The organism is Amycolatopsis sp. NPDC000009 (assembly GCF_055563465.1).
In genome coordinates this window covers 337,597-352,031 of the sequence record NZ_JBVHDI010000003.1, presented here as the reverse complement: position 1 = coordinate 352,031, position 14,435 = coordinate 337,597, and the positions used below count along the sequence as shown (strand labels likewise).

General features: G+C 69.6%; 14 protein-coding genes. 11 read left to right on the top strand and 3 right to left on the bottom strand.

Features of this window, described 5'->3' with window-relative positions; translation table 11 throughout:
* Positions 1–73: 73 nt before the first annotated feature.
* The 3 genes from ACZ3HL_RS11545 to ACZ3HL_RS11535 are packed head-to-tail and all read left to right on the top strand — an operon-like array spanning position 74 to position 1,772.
* Positions 74–544, top strand: coding sequence for a GNAT family N-acetyltransferase (locus ACZ3HL_RS11545; RefSeq protein WP_465413800.1), 471 nt, complete (start codon positions 74–76; stop codon positions 542–544).
* A gap of 8 nt (positions 545–552) precedes the next feature.
* The gene (locus ACZ3HL_RS11540; RefSeq protein WP_465413798.1) at positions 553–1,083 is read left to right on the top strand and encodes a gamma carbonic anhydrase family protein; all 531 of its coding nucleotides are present in this window, start codon (positions 553–555) and stop codon (positions 1,081–1,083) included.
* An 11-nt stretch (positions 1,084–1,094) separates the two neighbouring features.
* Positions 1,095–1,772, top strand: coding sequence for a uracil-DNA glycosylase (locus ACZ3HL_RS11535; protein WP_016336425.1), 678 nt, complete (start codon positions 1,095–1,097; stop codon positions 1,770–1,772).
* A 390-nt stretch (positions 1,773–2,162) separates the two neighbouring features.
* On the opposite strand, the gene rpmB is transcribed toward ACZ3HL_RS11535, so the two are convergent.
* Positions 2,163–2,354 (bottom strand): 50S ribosomal protein L28, encoded by a 192-nt coding sequence (gene rpmB, locus ACZ3HL_RS11530; RefSeq protein WP_007031450.1) that lies wholly within the window; start codon positions 2,352–2,354, stop codon positions 2,163–2,165.
* Between the two features lie 133 nt (positions 2,355–2,487).
* On the opposite strand from rpmB, the gene ACZ3HL_RS11525 reads away from it, so the two are divergent.
* From ACZ3HL_RS11525 to ACZ3HL_RS11505, 5 genes are all read left to right on the top strand, one after another.
* Entirely contained in the window at positions 2,488–4,071 is a 1,584-nt protein-coding gene (locus ACZ3HL_RS11525; protein ID WP_465530442.1) for a DAK2 domain-containing protein, read from the top strand.
* A 4-nt stretch (positions 4,072–4,075) separates the two neighbouring features.
* A complete protein-coding gene (gene recG / locus ACZ3HL_RS11520) occupies positions 4,076–6,229 on the top strand; it encodes an ATP-dependent DNA helicase RecG (protein WP_465413794.1) in 2,154 nt (717 codons plus the stop codon).
* A gap of 83 nt (positions 6,230–6,312) precedes the next feature.
* The gene (locus tag ACZ3HL_RS11515) at positions 6,313–6,693 is read left to right on the top strand and encodes a hypothetical protein (protein ID WP_465413792.1); all 381 of its coding nucleotides are present in this window, start codon (positions 6,313–6,315) and stop codon (positions 6,691–6,693) included.
* On the top strand, positions 6,690–8,708 hold the full coding sequence (locus ACZ3HL_RS11510) for a caspase, EACC1-associated type (protein ID WP_465530440.1): 2,019 nt from the start codon (positions 6,690–6,692) through the stop codon (positions 8,706–8,708). Before ACZ3HL_RS11515 ends, ACZ3HL_RS11510 begins: the two co-directional genes overlap by 4 nt.
* On the top strand, positions 8,705–9,202 hold the full coding sequence (locus ACZ3HL_RS11505) for a GNAT family N-acetyltransferase (RefSeq protein ID WP_465530438.1): 498 nt from the start codon (positions 8,705–8,707) through the stop codon (positions 9,200–9,202). Before ACZ3HL_RS11510 ends, ACZ3HL_RS11505 begins: the two co-directional genes overlap by 4 nt.
* Here ACZ3HL_RS11505 and ACZ3HL_RS11500 read toward each other — a convergent pair.
* Complete coding sequence (locus ACZ3HL_RS11500; protein ID WP_465530437.1) at positions 9,192–9,599, bottom strand: hypothetical protein; 408 nt, start codon at positions 9,597–9,599, stop codon at positions 9,192–9,194. The two genes, ACZ3HL_RS11505 and ACZ3HL_RS11500, sit on opposite strands and share 11 nt — an antisense overlap.
* A 406-nt stretch (positions 9,600–10,005) precedes the next feature.
* On the opposite strand from ACZ3HL_RS11500, the gene ACZ3HL_RS11495 reads away from it, so the two are divergent.
* On the top strand, positions 10,006–11,259 hold the full coding sequence (locus tag ACZ3HL_RS11495) for an HNH endonuclease signature motif containing protein (RefSeq protein ID WP_465531045.1): 1,254 nt from the start codon (positions 10,006–10,008) through the stop codon (positions 11,257–11,259).
* 350 nt (positions 11,260–11,609) lie between these two features.
* Here ACZ3HL_RS11495 and ACZ3HL_RS11490 read toward each other — a convergent pair whose 3' ends face one another.
* Complete coding sequence (locus tag ACZ3HL_RS11490; RefSeq protein ID WP_465530435.1) at positions 11,610–12,212, bottom strand: TetR/AcrR family transcriptional regulator; 603 nt, start codon at positions 12,210–12,212, stop codon at positions 11,610–11,612.
* A 31-nt stretch (positions 12,213–12,243) separates the two neighbouring features.
* Here ACZ3HL_RS11490 and ACZ3HL_RS11485 point away from each other — a divergent pair, with 31 nt between their 5' ends.
* Together ACZ3HL_RS11485 and ACZ3HL_RS11480 are read left to right on the top strand one after the other, a co-directional pair.
* Positions 12,244–13,404 carry an erythromycin esterase family protein gene (locus ACZ3HL_RS11485; RefSeq protein WP_465530433.1) on the top strand — a complete coding sequence of 387 codons (1,161 nt, stop codon included), beginning with the start codon at positions 12,244–12,246 and terminating at the stop codon, positions 13,402–13,404.
* A 45-nt stretch (positions 13,405–13,449) separates the two neighbouring features.
* Positions 13,450–14,373, top strand: coding sequence for a S8 family peptidase (locus ACZ3HL_RS11480; RefSeq protein ID WP_465413778.1), 924 nt, complete (start codon positions 13,450–13,452; stop codon positions 14,371–14,373).
* The last annotated feature ends 62 nt before the right edge of the window (positions 14,374–14,435 follow it).

Here is a 14,435-nt window from a genome sequence, read left to right as displayed (position 1 = left end):
GTGCCGAACACGCCGCATCCACTTGGGCCAATCCCGTTTCCCCGTGACGAGGCCGGTCGCTAATGTCGCGCTCATGGACCTTCGTGTGCTGGCCTACGACCACCCCGACGCGGTGAAGCTGCTGGCAGAAGCACAGCTCGAGCTGGCCGCCCGGTACGGCAGCGAAGACGAGACCCCGATGGACGCGGCGCAGTTCGCCCCGCCGAAGGGGCTGTTCATGGCCGCCTACCTCGACGACGTCCCGGTCGCGTGCGGCGCCTGGCGGGCGCACGACGGGCCGGAACCCCTGCTGCCGGGCGATGCCGAGATCAAGCGCATGTTCGTGATGGCTTCGGCGCGAGGTCGCGGGTTGGCGAGGGCGATCCTCGCCGACCTGGAGCGGACGGCCGCCGAGGCCGGACGGCTGCGCATGGTGCTCGAAACCGGCGACAAGCAGCCGGAAGCCATCGCGCTGTACGAATCGGCCGGTTACCGGGAGATTCCGGGCTTCGGGTACTACAAGGACGAGCCGGAAAGCATCTGCTACGGCAAGCCGCTGGTCTAGGAGAACGCATGCCGATCTACGCACTGGGCGACCTCGAACCGTCGATCCACCCGGACGCCTACGTCCACCCCGACGCGACGGTGATCGGCGACGTCCGGATCGCGGCGTTCGCGTCGGTGTGGCCGCAGACCGTACTGCGCGGCGACCACGGATTCATCGAGATCGGCGAGCGGTCCAACGTCCAGGACGGCTGCGTCCTGCACTGCACCCGCAAGGAGCCGACGATCATCGGGAAGTCCTCCGCCGTCGGGCATTCGGTGCACATCGAAGGCGCGCGGATCGGCGAGGGCTGCCTGATCGCGTCGGGATCGGTGGTGCTGAACGGAACCGTCGTCGAGGACGGCGGGATGGTCGGCGCGGGCGCGGTCCTCTCCTACGGGTCCTATGTGGACAGTGGGCATATCGCGCTCGGCGTCCCGGCGAAGACGCGGCCGAACACGTCGTTCGGGCCGGACATGATCAAGCTGGTCGTCGACGGCTATGTCGAGCGGGCGGCACGGTTCCGGGTCGAACTCCGGCGGCTCGACGGACGTGAGTAAGCTCGCACGCCGTGACCGCACGACCGCTGCAGGACATCGTCGAAGCAGGCTGGGCGCAGGCCCTCGAACCGGTGGCGCCGCAGGTCGCCGCGATGGGGGAGTTCCTCCGCGCGGAGATCGCCGCCGGCCGGACCTATCTCCCGGCGGGTGAACACGTGCTGCGGGCGTTCCAGCAGCCGTTCCACGACGTGCGGGTGCTGATCGTCGGCCAGGACCCGTACCCGACGCCCGGGCACGCCGTCGGGCTGAGCTTCTCGGTGGCGCCGGACGTCCGGCCGATCCCGAAGAGCCTGATCAACATCTACAAGGAGTACTGCGAGGACCTCGGGCACCCGCTGCCGTCGAACGGGGATCTGACGCCGTGGGCCGATCAAGGGGTCCTGCTGCTCAACAGGTCGCTGACGGTGCAGCCCGGGAAGTCGAACTCGCACCAGGGCAAGGGCTGGGAAGCGGTCACCGAGCAGGCCATCAAGGCCCTCGCCGCCCGGGACGAGCCGATGGTGGCGATCCTGTGGGGCCGCAACGCGCGGAACCTGAAGCCGATGCTGGGGAAGGTGCCGTGCATCGAGTCCGCGCACCCGAGCCCGCTTTCGGCGCACGCCGGCTTCTTCGGCTCGCGGCCCTTCAGCCGGGCGAACCAGCTGCTGGCCGATCAGGGCGCCGGTCCCGTGGACTGGAAGCTCCCGTAAACCCGCTGTTGCGCGTGAAGGCCCCCTTCCCTCGGCTCAGCCGAGGGAAGGGGGCCTTCACGCGCTTGCGTGACAGCAGAGACCGATGGGGCTCCTGGGGCGATGGCGAAAGTCCGTGAAGGCCTCCTTCACTACCTTGAGGGTAGGGAAGGAGGCCTTCACGGACAGCGCGGCCGAGGCCCACGTTGCGAAAGCCACTTTCGCAACCCTCAACGTTGCGAAAGTGGCTTTCGCAACGTGCCCCAGGGCCGGGCGCGGCGGGGCATGAAGGGGGCGTTGATGAGGGAATCGGGACACTCGACGTCCCAAAACCTTCATGAACGCGCGCCCCGGAGCACAAAAAAATGGCGGGCGCTCCGGAGAGCACCCGCCATTCCCCAAAAACCCGGCTCAGCCGCGAACGACCTTGCCCGCCTTGATGCACGAGGTGCAGGCGTTCAGGCGCTTGCGCTGGGACAGACCGATCTTGGCGTGAACGGTCTGGATGTTCGGGTTCCACCGGCGGTTGGTACGCCGGTGGGAGTGCGAGACCGACTTGCCAAAGCCCGGTCCCTTGCCACAGACGTCGCACACGGCAGCCACGTCGAACTCCTCTGGATCTGGGACAAAGAATGACGCGCCCAGCATGCTGGGCAACTCGACCATAGTAACCAGTGGCTCAGAGCCCTCCGGCACCGGGTCGATACCCTCGCTGGAACAGCTAGGAGGTTACGGGGTGCGGGTGCTGGACGTGGCGGCGGTGTCGGCCTGGTCGGCGGCCTGTGTGCACAGCCTGTCGGTGCTGCGGCCGGCGATCGACGGCATCAACGTCTACCCGGTCGCCGACTCCGACACCGGCTCCAACCTGCTGTTCACCATGACCGCGGCCCGCGACGCGCTGGCCGAGGCCGAACCCGCGACGGCCGCCGAGGCGCTGTCGGCGTTCGCCAAGGGCGCGGTCGCCGCGGCCAAGGGCAACTCGGGCGTGATCATGTCGCAGGTCGTGCGCGGGATCGCCGAGACGGCGGCCGCGAGGGAGCTCGACGGGCCCGGGCTCGCGGAGGCGCTCGGGTGCGCGGACAGGGCCGCCACGGGCGCGGTCAGCCGTCCGGTGGCCGGGACCATCCTGACCGTGCTCCACACCGTCGCCGCGGCCGTCCGCGACGCGACAGGGCCACTCGAAGAGGTGGCCGCCGCCGCGGCGGGCATCGCCGCCGAAGCCCTCGAAGAGACCCCGAAGCAGCTGCCCGTCCTGGCGGTGGCCGGCGTGGTCGACGCGGGCGCCCGCGGCCTCGTCGCGGTCCTCGACGCCCTGTACGGCGTGATCTCCGGCGGCCTCACCGAGCCGGACCACCCGCTCGAGGCGCATCACCATCACCCGATCGAGGCGCCGACGGCCTGGGAGGTCATGTATCTGCTCGACGACGTCGACGAAACCAGTCTTCCCGGGCTTCGCAAGACCCTCAGCGGCCTCGGCGACAGCGTCACGGTCGCCGGGGACGGCGCCGGCGCGTACGCCGTCCACGTCCACTGCGCGGACATCGGCGCGGCGCTGGAGGCCGGCATCGAGCTCGGCCGCCCCCGCCGGGTCCGGGTCGAGCCGCTGATCACGCCCACCCCGGTCGAGGTCGGCGGCGGTATCGACCGTTCGGTGGTCGCCGTGGTCCACGGCGGGCCGCTGGCCGAACTCCTCCGTGCGGAGGGGGTCGCGGTGCTTTCGGTCCCGCACGGGGTCGAGCCGACGGTCGAGGAGATGCTGGGCCTGATCAACGAGGCCGCCGGCCATCACGTCACCGTCCTTCCCGGCGGTCAGGAGCTGACCGCGGCGGCCGACGCGGCCGCGGGGCACGCGATGGCCGCGGACCGCGACGTCGTCGTCATCCCGTGCGTTTCACCCGTCCAGGTGCTCGCCGCACTGGCCGTCCACGACCAGGACCGCCGCACCAACGACGACGTGGTCGCGATGGCCGAAGCGGCCGCCGCCACCAGGCGTGGCGAATTGAGGATCGCGCAGGAGGAGTCGCTAACCTGGGTGGGCCGGGCGCAGGCCGGAGACGTCGTCGGCCTCGTCGACGGCGAGGTGGTGCTGATCGAGCCCGCGCCCGCCTCGGAGACGAGCCTGGTCGCGGCGGCGGTCGGCGTGCTGAACCGGATGCTGGCCCTCGGCGGCGAGCTGGTCACGGTGCTGACCGGGCTGGACGCCCCGGTCCGGTTGCCCGGTGAGCTGGCCGATCAGCTGCGCCTGGAGCATCCCGAGGTCGAAGTGACGAGTTACGCGGGCGGCCAGACCGGCGCCGTGCTGCTGATGGGGGTGGAGTGACCGCATGACCAACCTGCGCGCGGACCTCAAGCTGGTCGTGGGCGCGGCGACGGCGAAGGCCCTCGCCAAGGGCCTCAAGATCGAGACGGTCAGCGACCTCCTGCGCCACTACCCCCGCCGCTACGCCGAGCGCGGCCAGCTCACCGACATCGCCGGGCTCGAACTCGGCGAGCACGCCACCGTGATGGCGCGGATCGAGCGGGTCAACAAGCGCCGGATGAAGGCGCGCAGCGGCACCCTGCTCGAAATGGTGATCACCGACGGCAAACGCCGCCTGCAGTGCACCTTCTTCAACCAGGCCTGGCGCGAGAAGGAACTCGTGCCCGGCAAGAACGGCCTCTTCGCGGGCAAGGTCACCGCCTTCCGCGACGTCCTGCAGCTGGCGAACCCCGAGTACGAACTGTTCGACGCCGAGCGCCAGGCCGAGGCGATGGACGACTTCCTCGCCGAGATCATCCCGGTGTACCCGGCGGCGCAGGGGATCCCGACCTGGGTGATCGCCAAGGCCGTCCGGCAGGTGCTGGACGTGCTGGAGGTCGACGAGGACCCGATGCCGATCGAGCTGCTCGCCCGGTACGGCCTGCCCAGCCTGGAGAGCGCGCTGCGCGGCATCCACCGCCCGTCGAGCTGGCAGGCATTGAACTCCGCGCGGGACAGGCTCAAATGGGACGAAGCCATGGCCGTGCAGCTGATTTTCGCGCAGCGCAGGCATTCTCTGGTCTCGCGGCCGGCGAAAGCCTGTCCGCACACCGACGGCGGCATCCTCGAGGCCTTCGACAAGCGGCTCCCGTTCGCGCTGACGGCGGGCCAGCAGGAGATCGGCGAGGAGATCGCCGGGGATCTGTCCACCGAGCATCCGATGAACCGGCTGCTGCAGGGCGAGGTCGGTTCCGGCAAGACGGTGGTCGCGCTGCGCGCCATGCTGCAGGTCGTCGATTCCGGACGGCAGGCGGCGATGCTCGCGCCGACGGAGGTCCTCGCCGCGCAGCACGCCAGGTCGCTGCGCGAGATGCTCGGCGACCTCGGGCAGGCGGGTGAGCTCGGCGGCGCGGAGAACGCGACGCGTGTGACCTTGCTGACCGGTTCGATGGGCGCCAAGGAACGCAAGAAGGCGTTGCTGGAGACGGTCAGCGGTGAGGCCGGGATCGTCGTCGGCACGCACGCGCTCATCCAGGACACGGTGTCCTTCGCGGATCTCGGCCTGGTCGTGGTCGACGAGCAGCACCGCTTCGGGGTGGAGCAGCGGGACGCGCTGCGCTCCCGCGGCTCCGACGAGACCAGCCCGCACGTGCTCGTCATGACGGCGACGCCCATCCCGCGCACGGTCGCGATGACCGTCTACGGCGATCTGGAGATCTCCGCGCTGCGCGAGATGCCGGTCGGCCGGTCGCCGATCAAGACCTCGGTGGTGCCGGTCGCGGAGCGGCCCGCCTGGCTGGACAGGGCATGGCAGCGGGTCCGCGAGGAATGCGGCAAGGGCCACCAGGCGTATATCGTCTGCCCGCGCATCGGCGACGAACCGGCATCGGACAAGGGCGACAAGCGGCCCGCGCTCGCGGTGCTCGACGTGGCGCCAGAGCTGGCCGAAGGACCGTTGAAGGGCCTGAAGATCGGGGTCCTGCACGGCCGGATGCCCCCCGACGACAAGGACGCCGTGATGCAGGCGTTCTCCAGGGGAGACCTGGACGTGCTCGTCGCCACCACCGTGATCGAGGTCGGCGTCAACGTGCCGAACGCGACCGCGATGGTGATCATGGACGCCGACCGGTTCGGCATCAGCCAGCTGCACCAGCTGCGCGGACGGGTCGGCCGGGGCAGCGTGCCGGGGCTCTGCCTGCTGGTCACCGAAACCCTGGACGGGACCACCACCCGCGAGCGGCTGGCCGCCGTCGAGTCCACGACGGACGGGTTCGAACTGTCCAGAATGGACCTGGAACTGCGCCGCGAGGGCGACATCCTCGGCGCCGCGCAGTCGGGGAAGAAGTCGACCCTGAAACTGCTGTCGCTGCTGCGCGACGAGGACGTCATCGCCGAGGCCAGGGCCCGTGCGTTGGAAATCGTCGAAAAGGACCCGGCCTTGGGTAATTATTTGGGGCTGGCGCACATGATCGCCGACGTCGTCGACGAAGATCGCGTGGAGTACCTGGAAAAAAGCTGACGTGAACAGCTCTGCCCGATCGGACCTTGCCGCCGGACGGGCCAAGGGGCTTTCCTCTTCGGTACGGGCGAGGGAGGCCGGCGATGACGTCAGCGGTGCGAGTGCAGCTCGGTGAGGACGGGGCCGACGCGGAACGGGTCGACCAGCTCGCCGGATACCTTCGAGGGGCACTGATCGAGCGCGGGCTCGCCGACGTGAAGACGTTGCCTGCCGGTCCGGCACCGCCCGGTTCGCGGGGGTTCGACGTCGCGACGGTGGGCGGGCTGCTGGTCACGCTGGGGCAGTCCGCGCAGGGACTGCGTTCGGTCGTCGCGGCCGTGCGTGAGTGGCTTTCGCGTGGCGGACGGGTGAAGCGAACGGTACGGCTGGAGATCGACGGCGACGTGCTGGAGCTGTCCGAAGCGACGCTCACCGATCAGGACAAGCTCGTCGATCTCTTCGTGAGCAGGCATTCGTCGCCATGACCGGCGAGCGGCGTGCCTTGATCATCGCCAACGGGGAGTACGACAACCCCGGGCTGAGCGCGCTGCGGTCCCCGGCCGCCGACGCGGAAGCGCTCGCCGAAGTCCTCGGCGATCGCGCCATCAGCGACTTCGACGTCCAGGTGGTGCGCGACGAGACAGCCCACGTGATCGCGGGCCGGGTCGAGGACCTGTTCGCCGACAGCGCGCCGGACGACGTCCTGCTGGTGCATTTCTCTTGCCACGGCTTGAAAAGCGAGTCGGGTGAGCTGTTCTTCGCCGCCCGCAACACCCGACCGGAACGGCTCGCGTCGACCGCCGTCCCCGCCGATTTCGTCCAGCGCTGCCTGCGGATGAGCCGGTCGCGGAGCATCGTCCTCCTGCTGGATTGCTGCTACGGCGGTGCCTTCAGCCAAGGGGTCGCCGTGCGCGCCACCGGCGAGGCCAACGTGCTCGACGCGTTCCCGGCCGGCGGTTTCGGCGGCCGCGGCCGTGCGGTGATCACCGCGTCGAACTCCATCGAGTACGCCTTCGAGGGTGACCAGCTCGCCGACGACCACGTCCGCCCGTCGGTGTTCACCTCGGCACTGGTCGACGGCCTCCGCACCGGCGACGCGGACCGCGACGAGGACGGCTGGATCGCGCTCGGCGAGCTGTACGACTACCTGTTCGACAGCGTCCGGGAGCGGAACCCGAACCAGACCCCCAGCCGCGACATCGAGATGCAGGGCGAGCTGTACCTGGCCAGGAGCAGGCGCCGCCGGATCAAACCGTCGCCGGTCCCGGCCGATCTGCGCGCGGCGAGCGAGGATCCCAACATGTTCACCCGCCTCGGCGCGGTGACGGAACTCCAGCGGCGGCTGGCGAGCGAGAACCTCTCCGTCGCCATCGGCGCGCACGAGGTCCTCACCACGATGGCGCAGACCGACATCCGGCATATCGCCGAGGCCGCCGACCTCGCGCGGCGGGAAGCACGGGTGCGGGCCGAATCCGAGGTGGTCCGCTTCGGTGAGGTCGTCCGGGGATCGCGCCCGGCGGCGCGCATCCGGCTGGCGGGACCGCCGATCGCGCGGGCGTGCCGGTTCGCGTCCTCGCATTCCTGGCTGCGGGTGACCGAAGACGGCGACGAGGCCGAGATCGTGCTGGAGCAGGAAGAACTCGGGGCGTTCGAGGCGCGGGTCACCGTGACCGGGCCGACCGGCGAGGCGATGGTGCGGATCGAGGGCCGGGTCGTCGCGGAACCGGCGCCGCGACCGGAGCCCGAAACGGCCCCTGAACCCCTGCCGGTCGCAGCCGCGACGCCGGTGCCGAAGCCCGACCCGTTCGCCATCGCCGCGGGACTGCTCGCGATCACCGCCGCGGTGTACCTCGTTGCCATCGCGTTCCTGCGCGGCAGCAGCTTGGAGGATTTCTTCGAAGACGGCGGCTGGACGGTCTTGCCGCTCGCGGTCTTCGCGACCGCGGCGGGGATCGCGATGCTCCTGCCGGGCACGCGCCGGATCGCGGGCCCGGGGGCGCTGTGCGGACTGGCGCTGCTCGCGGTGATCCCGTTCGGTTCGGTGCTTCTCGTCCTCACCGGCGGCTTTCTGCTCGCGGGAGCCGTCTGCGCGCTGCTCGCGGTGCGACGTGACCGGAGTTTCCGGCTCGGGCTGGGGAAACCGCGGGACGCGCTCGGCGTCGCCGCCCTCGTGGCCGGGGCCGGTTGCGCGGCCGGGCTGGTGACGGAGGCCGTCGAGCTGTTCGGCTACTCGTCGAGCCGCGCCGACGAAGGAACGGTCTACCTCGTGGTCTCGGCGCTGCTCCTGGCCGGGACGGCGCTCGGGGTGCTGCTCAGGCCGGCGGCGTTCGGAACCGCGTTCCTCTGCGGCGTGGCCGGAGGCGGCATCGTCATGGTGTGCACGCTGTTCTACGCGATGCCGAGCAGTTCGAGCGTGACCGGCGCCGGCTGGGGGATCGCGCTGGGAGCGGTCCTGTCGCTGGCCGTCGTGACCGGTTTCGCGGCATGGAAAGCGCCATGATCCGCCCCGCGACCGTCGAGGACGCCTGGCCGATCGCCGAGGTGAACGTGCGGTCGTGGCAGTCGGCGTACCAGGGCCTGCTGCCCGAGCTCTACCTCCGTGATCTCTCCGTCGAGGGCCGGGCCGCCCGCTGGCAGCGGACCCTCGCCGATCCCGCCAACCAGGGCGACATCCTGGTCCTGGTCGAAGACGGATCGCTCCTCGGTTTCACCGCCGTCGACCGGATCCGCGGCGAACTGCGCGCGATCTACCTCGACCCGGAGCGCTGGGGCACCGGGCGGGGCAGGCTGCTGCTCGACACCGCCGTGGCCGCGCTGCGGGAATCGGGGCACCGCGAGGCGACGCTCTGGGTGCTCGACACCAACAAGCGCGCCCAGCGTTTCTACGCGGCCGGGGGCTGGGTGCCGGACGGAGCGACCAAGACCGACACCATGCCCGGCGAGGACGTCCCGCTGTCCGAAGTGCGCTACCGGATCGACCTCGTCAGCGCTTGAACCAGGCGCTTTCCTCGGGTTTGTTGAGGACGACGATGACGCCGACGGCGATGCCCATCCCGATCAGCTGCGTGATCGCCCCGCCGTTGACCAGGCTGACCAGCCCCATGACCACGACCAGCCCCTCCACCGCGACGATGGTCGGCCGCAACCACGGCGAACCGCGGGAAATCCTTGTCGCGCAAGCGATCAGCACGACGGCGACCACGAAACCGAGGATCGCCAGTGCCAAGGCGAGCCCCGCTTCCTCGTTGCCGTGCTCGAGCTCGTTGATCGCGAGGGCGGTCACGAGCGCGCTCGCGAGGACGTTGAGGACCGCCTGCACCCAAAGGAAACCGCGGACGAGCTTGAGCCTGCCCGGCATCTCCACCGGCCGGTTCCGGACTTCCTCGGTCATGACTGTCCCCTCTCTCGGTGCGGAGTGACCAGTCTGGCCGGGAAGGTCGTTGGCGCTGACGGTAAAACTGTCCTCAAGCCCGCGGTGGGTCCTCGGTGTCCGGAGGCTTCGGGGGTGTAGCGACCCTTTCGAGCTCGATCACCCTGACGTTGAGGACCACCTGACCCAGAGGGAACCGCGGACATGACTGTCCCCTCTCTTGGTGCGGAGTGACCAGTGTGGCCGGGAAGGTCGTTGGCGCTGACGGTAAAACTGTCCTCAATCCCGCGATGGGTCCTCGGTGTCCGGAGGCTTCGAGGGGTAGCGGACCTTTCGGGCTCGATCACCCTTCAGTGTTGGTTTGCACTTTCCCTTGTTGCTTAAAATTACGAACGCGTGTTCGATTGTTTTGCGGTATTATGGAGGGGTGTCCGAGACCTTTCTCCCTGAGTTGCCGCAGGAGTTGTGGCGCGCTGGCAAGCTGGAGCTTGCGCATGGTGTGCAGCAGTCTTTGCGGGTGATTCGGATGGCCACTGCCGGGTTGGGGCAGTTTTTGGCGGAGATCGAGAATCGGGGCCCCAAAGACTTGTACGGGTATGGCCGTACGGATAAGTGGTTCGCGGACATGGCGGGGTTGTCGGTGGGTGAGGCGCGGGCGGTGGTGAACCGTGCGCTCGCCCTGAACCCGACTCGGGCTTTGGATGGCACGGAGGTTCCGCCGGTCGCTCCGGCGACGGCCGCGGTCGCCGCTCAGGGGTTGGTCGGGGATGAGCGGATCGATCAGATCCTGGAGATCTTGAAGAACCTTCCTGCCGACACCACGGCTGAGGATCGCGCCACCGCGGAGAAGATCCTCGCCGATCTCGCCCCTAACGCCGGTCCTCACCAACTCGTCGAGGCTGAGGCGAACCTGCTGGGGTGGCTGGACCCCGACGGCAAGGAACCGAAAGACCCCGAGCCGAAGGAACCACGCCGGGAAATCACGCTGGAGCGCCGCAAGGACGGGTTCTGGAAACTCACCGGCCTGCTCGACGACGAGACCGGTGCCCGCACCGCCGCCGCACTGGAGGCGCACGCCCAGCCACGCCCGGTGGACGAGTTCGGACAAGCCGACCTGCGGATGAAGTGCGAACGCATGGGCGACGCCTGGGTTGACCTCCTGGATCTGGCGATCGCGTGCCCGGATCAGCCGGGCACCAGCGGCTACCGCACGCTTGTTCATGTCACCATCGGGCTGGAGGAACTCAAATCCGGTCTCGGGACCGCGTGTCTGGACTTCGTGGGGACGATGACCGCCCGCGAAGCCCGGCTCGCCGCCTGCGACTGCCTCATGCTCCCGGTCGTCATGAGCACCTCGGGCGAACCACTCGACATGGGACGCCTCCGACGGTTCGTCACCCCCGGGCAACGACGCGCGTTGAACATCCGCGACGGCGGCTGCGCCTTCCCCGGCTGCCATCGGAAACCCAAGAACTGCCACGCCCATCACATCGTCCATTGGGCAGACGGCGGACCCACCGATCTCCGGAATCTCGTGCTGCTATGCGGTTTCCATCACCGCCTGATTCATCACGGTGACTGGCAAGTCCGCATGGCGGCCGACGGGTTACCGGAGTTCATCCCGCCCCAGTACCGGGATCCGCTCCGACAACCCCGCCGCAACACCCTGCACCACCGCTGAACCTCCGAGGAGCCCGCCCGCCACACCGGCGACGGGCCCCTCGGCATGCCCGAACCAAACCGCACGGCCGATTCGAACGACTCAAGACCCCTCTGCCCATAAGTGCATGAAGGACCCCTTCCTTGCGCCTGACACAAGGAAGGGGTCCTTCACGTACTCGGCAAGGCGTGAAGGTCGAGTTTCCTCGGCTGAGCCGAGGGAAGGGGGCCTTCACGTGCTGGCGGGTGTCACTGAGAGTTCCGCCCCGTGAGGGGAACTTCGAGGGACCCTGGGTCCCTCAAGGGGGCCTTCACGGAACGGCGACCAGGACTTCGCCCGGATAACCCGCATCGAGAGGACTAAATGCGTGGTCACGACCGCACAAAAGCACCCTCACGCGCCGCGACCGCCACCGCTCGCGCCGTGAACCGCGCATCCGCCACCGTGACGCTCTCCCGCGACAGAAAAAGCCGGTAGAAGATCGGTCCGCACACCGCCCGCACCAGTTCGTCGCCGTCCGTGCCGGTGGGGGCCTCGCCCCGCGCGACGGCCCGCTCCGCGATCGGCGCCATGCGCACGTGCCGGTCGGCGTAGAAGTCGTGCAGGGCTTCGGCCGCTGGCGGTGACTGGAACGCCGCCAGCACCGAAGCCGTGGGCAGCTCCTTCAGCGCGGGCTCGGTGAAGTACCGCACGACCTCCGCCGCCACTTCGTACAGATCGTCTTCGAGCGAACCGGTGTCGGGCGCCGTCCAGTCGTCCTCGGCGCCCATCTGCAGCGCGGCGGCGACGAGGCCGTCCGGCGACGACCAGCGCCGGTACACCGTGGTCTTGTGCACCCCGGACCGTTCGGCGACCGCGTCCACGGTCAGTTCGCCGAACCCGCGTTCGGCCAGCAGGTCGAGGGTGGCGTGCAGGACGGCCTGGCGGGTGCGCTCGGTCCGGCCGCCGGGCCGCTGGGTACCGGAGGTTGCCAATTGCTACTCCTGTTGCGTTAGTGTGGGCAGTATGTCAGACCCAGCGAAGATCGCCGAACTCATCGGGGACGCGAAGATCGTCGCCCTCGGCGAGAACAACCACCACATCCACGAGTTCGGCGACTTCCGCAATCGTTTGCTCCAGCACCTCGTCGAGCATCACGGCTTCCGCATCGTGGGCTTCGAATCCGGCTTCGCCGAGGGCGAGCTCGTCGAAGACTGGCTGAAGGGCGCCCCGGGCGACGTCGCCGACATCGGTCGCGACGGCTTCACCTTCTCGCTCGGCGAGTCGCCCGAGGCTCACGAAATGCTCACGTGGCTCCGCGCGCGGGGCGACGTCCGCTATTACGGCCTCGACGTGCCGAGTTCCGCGGGCTCGCCCGTGCCGTCGCTCGACGCGGTCCGCGCCTATCTGTCCACTGTGGACGAAGATGCCACGGGCCTGGTCGACGCGGCGATCGAGGCGACCAAGGGGTACGCGTCGGTCAGCAGCGCGGAGGCGCCCGCCAAGTACGCCGCCCTCGACACGCCCGCGAAGGACAAGGCGACCGCGGCGCTCACCCGCCTCAAGACGCACCTCACCTCGCTGTGTCCCGTCTACGGGGACACCGCCGTCGCGGAGCACCATGTCGAAGGCGCGCTGCGTGTCGACGCGTACCTCGCCGAGGTCGCCGCGATGATGTCCGGCGACGCGCCCGCCCTGCAGAGCGGTTCGCGCGACGCCTACATGGCCGACACCGTCCGGCTGATCCGGCGGCTGCACGGCGACGACACGAAGATCGTCGTGATGCTCCACAACGGACACCTCCAGCGCGTCCCGTTCTCGCCGTTCCCCGGGCTCACCTCGCCGTCGGCGGGCACGCATCTGGCGGCCGAGTTCGGCGACGACTACTTCGCGCTGGCGCTCACCGCCGTCGAGGGCGAGACCACCGGGCTCAAGCCGGATCCGGCCGCGCGGCTCGGGTTCACCGTGTACCGCCAAAACCTCGAAGCACCCGCGGACGGCAGCGTCGAAGCCGGAGGACCCGGTCTGGTCGATCTCCGCACGCGCCGCGGCACCGAGGGACCGCAGAGCATCCGGCACGCGCATCTGTTCAATCCGGTCGACGTCGTGGAGGCGTTCGACGCGCTGGTCTGCTTCCCGAAATCGACGGTCAGCGGCCATATCGGGCAAGACCAGTCGAACGGGTGACACTCCGGGGTTGCCGCCCCCGGGGCACAGGCGTAGAGCCAAGGCATGATCATTCGACTGGTACGGGTCATGGCCGCGCTGGCGCTCCTGGTGCTGGTGGCGCCGCCCGCCTCCGCGACGGAAGTCCAGCAGAACCCGCCGAACTGGGGGCTGGACCGGATCGACCAGCGAACGGGTCTCGACCAGCTCTACCACTACGAGACCGACGCGAAGGACGTCACGGTCTACGTGATCGACAGCGGCGTCGACGCGGCGCATCCGGACTTCGGCGGCCGGGTGAAACCCGGTAAGGACTTCCTCAACGGTGGCACGGACACCACCGACACCAATGGTCACGGCACGTACCTGGCCGGTGTCGCCGCGTCGAGGACCTTCGGTGTCGCGAAGGGCGCGCGGATCGTCCCGGTCCGGGTGATCGACGCACAGGGTGGCGGCGCGACGGACAAGATCATCGCGGGGATCGACTGGGTGACGCAGAACGCACAGCAGCCCGCCGTCGCCGTCCTCGGTATCGGCGGCGCGGCCAACGACCAGCTCGACGCCGCCGTCCGCGCGCTCGCGGCGGTCGTCCCGATCGCCCTGCCGGCGGGCGGCGAGGCCACCGACGCGGGCAAGTTCTCACCCGGCCGGGTCACCGAAGCGCTTACCGTCGGTTCGACCGACGCGAGCGATCAGGTCGGTTCGACGTCGAACTACGGCGAGGTCGTCGACCTGTTCGCCCCCGGCGTTGACGTGCCGGGACCCAACGCCGGAGGCAACGGCGGCCGGGTGCTCAGCGGGACGTCGTCGGCCGCCGCGCACGTCGCCGGGGTGGCCGCGCTGTACCGGGCCCTGCATCCCGCGGTCTCCGCGCCGGACGTCACGAAGGCGCTCGTGGACCTCGCCGCCGCCGACGTGCTGACCGGCGTCCACGAGGGCACCGCGAACAGGTTGCTGCAGAGTCCCGGAGCGCAACTCAGCCAGGGATGATGTCCATCACCTGGACGACAACTCCCGCCCTGCGGGACCGAACGGGTAACGTGCCTCACCTA

Bases quoted from the DNA above. Each gene is read 5' to 3' on its own strand.
- ACZ3HL_RS11480 (WP_465413778.1), top strand. From the start codon at position 13,450: ATGATCATTCGACTGGTACGGGTCATGGCCGCGCTGGCGCTCCTGGTG.
- ACZ3HL_RS11505 (WP_465530438.1), top strand. From the start codon at position 8,705: ATGATCCGCCCCGCGACCGTCGAGGACGCCTGGCCGATCGCCGAGGTG.
- recG (WP_465413794.1), top strand. From the start codon at position 4,076: ATGACCAACCTGCGCGCGGACCTCAAGCTGGTCGTGGGCGCGGCGACG.
- ACZ3HL_RS11545 (WP_465413800.1), top strand. From the start codon at position 74: ATGGACCTTCGTGTGCTGGCCTACGACCACCCCGACGCGGTGAAGCTG.
- ACZ3HL_RS11500 (WP_465530437.1), bottom strand. From the start codon at position 9,599: ATGACCGAGGAAGTCCGGAACCGGCCGGTGGAGATGCCGGGCAGGCTC.
- ACZ3HL_RS11540 (WP_465413798.1), top strand. From the start codon at position 553: ATGCCGATCTACGCACTGGGCGACCTCGAACCGTCGATCCACCCGGAC.
- ACZ3HL_RS11510 (WP_465530440.1), top strand. From the start codon at position 6,690: ATGACCGGCGAGCGGCGTGCCTTGATCATCGCCAACGGGGAGTACGAC.
- ACZ3HL_RS11485 (WP_465530433.1), top strand. From the start codon at position 12,244: ATGTCAGACCCAGCGAAGATCGCCGAACTCATCGGGGACGCGAAGATC.
- ACZ3HL_RS11515 (WP_465413792.1), top strand. From the start codon at position 6,313: ATGACGTCAGCGGTGCGAGTGCAGCTCGGTGAGGACGGGGCCGACGCG.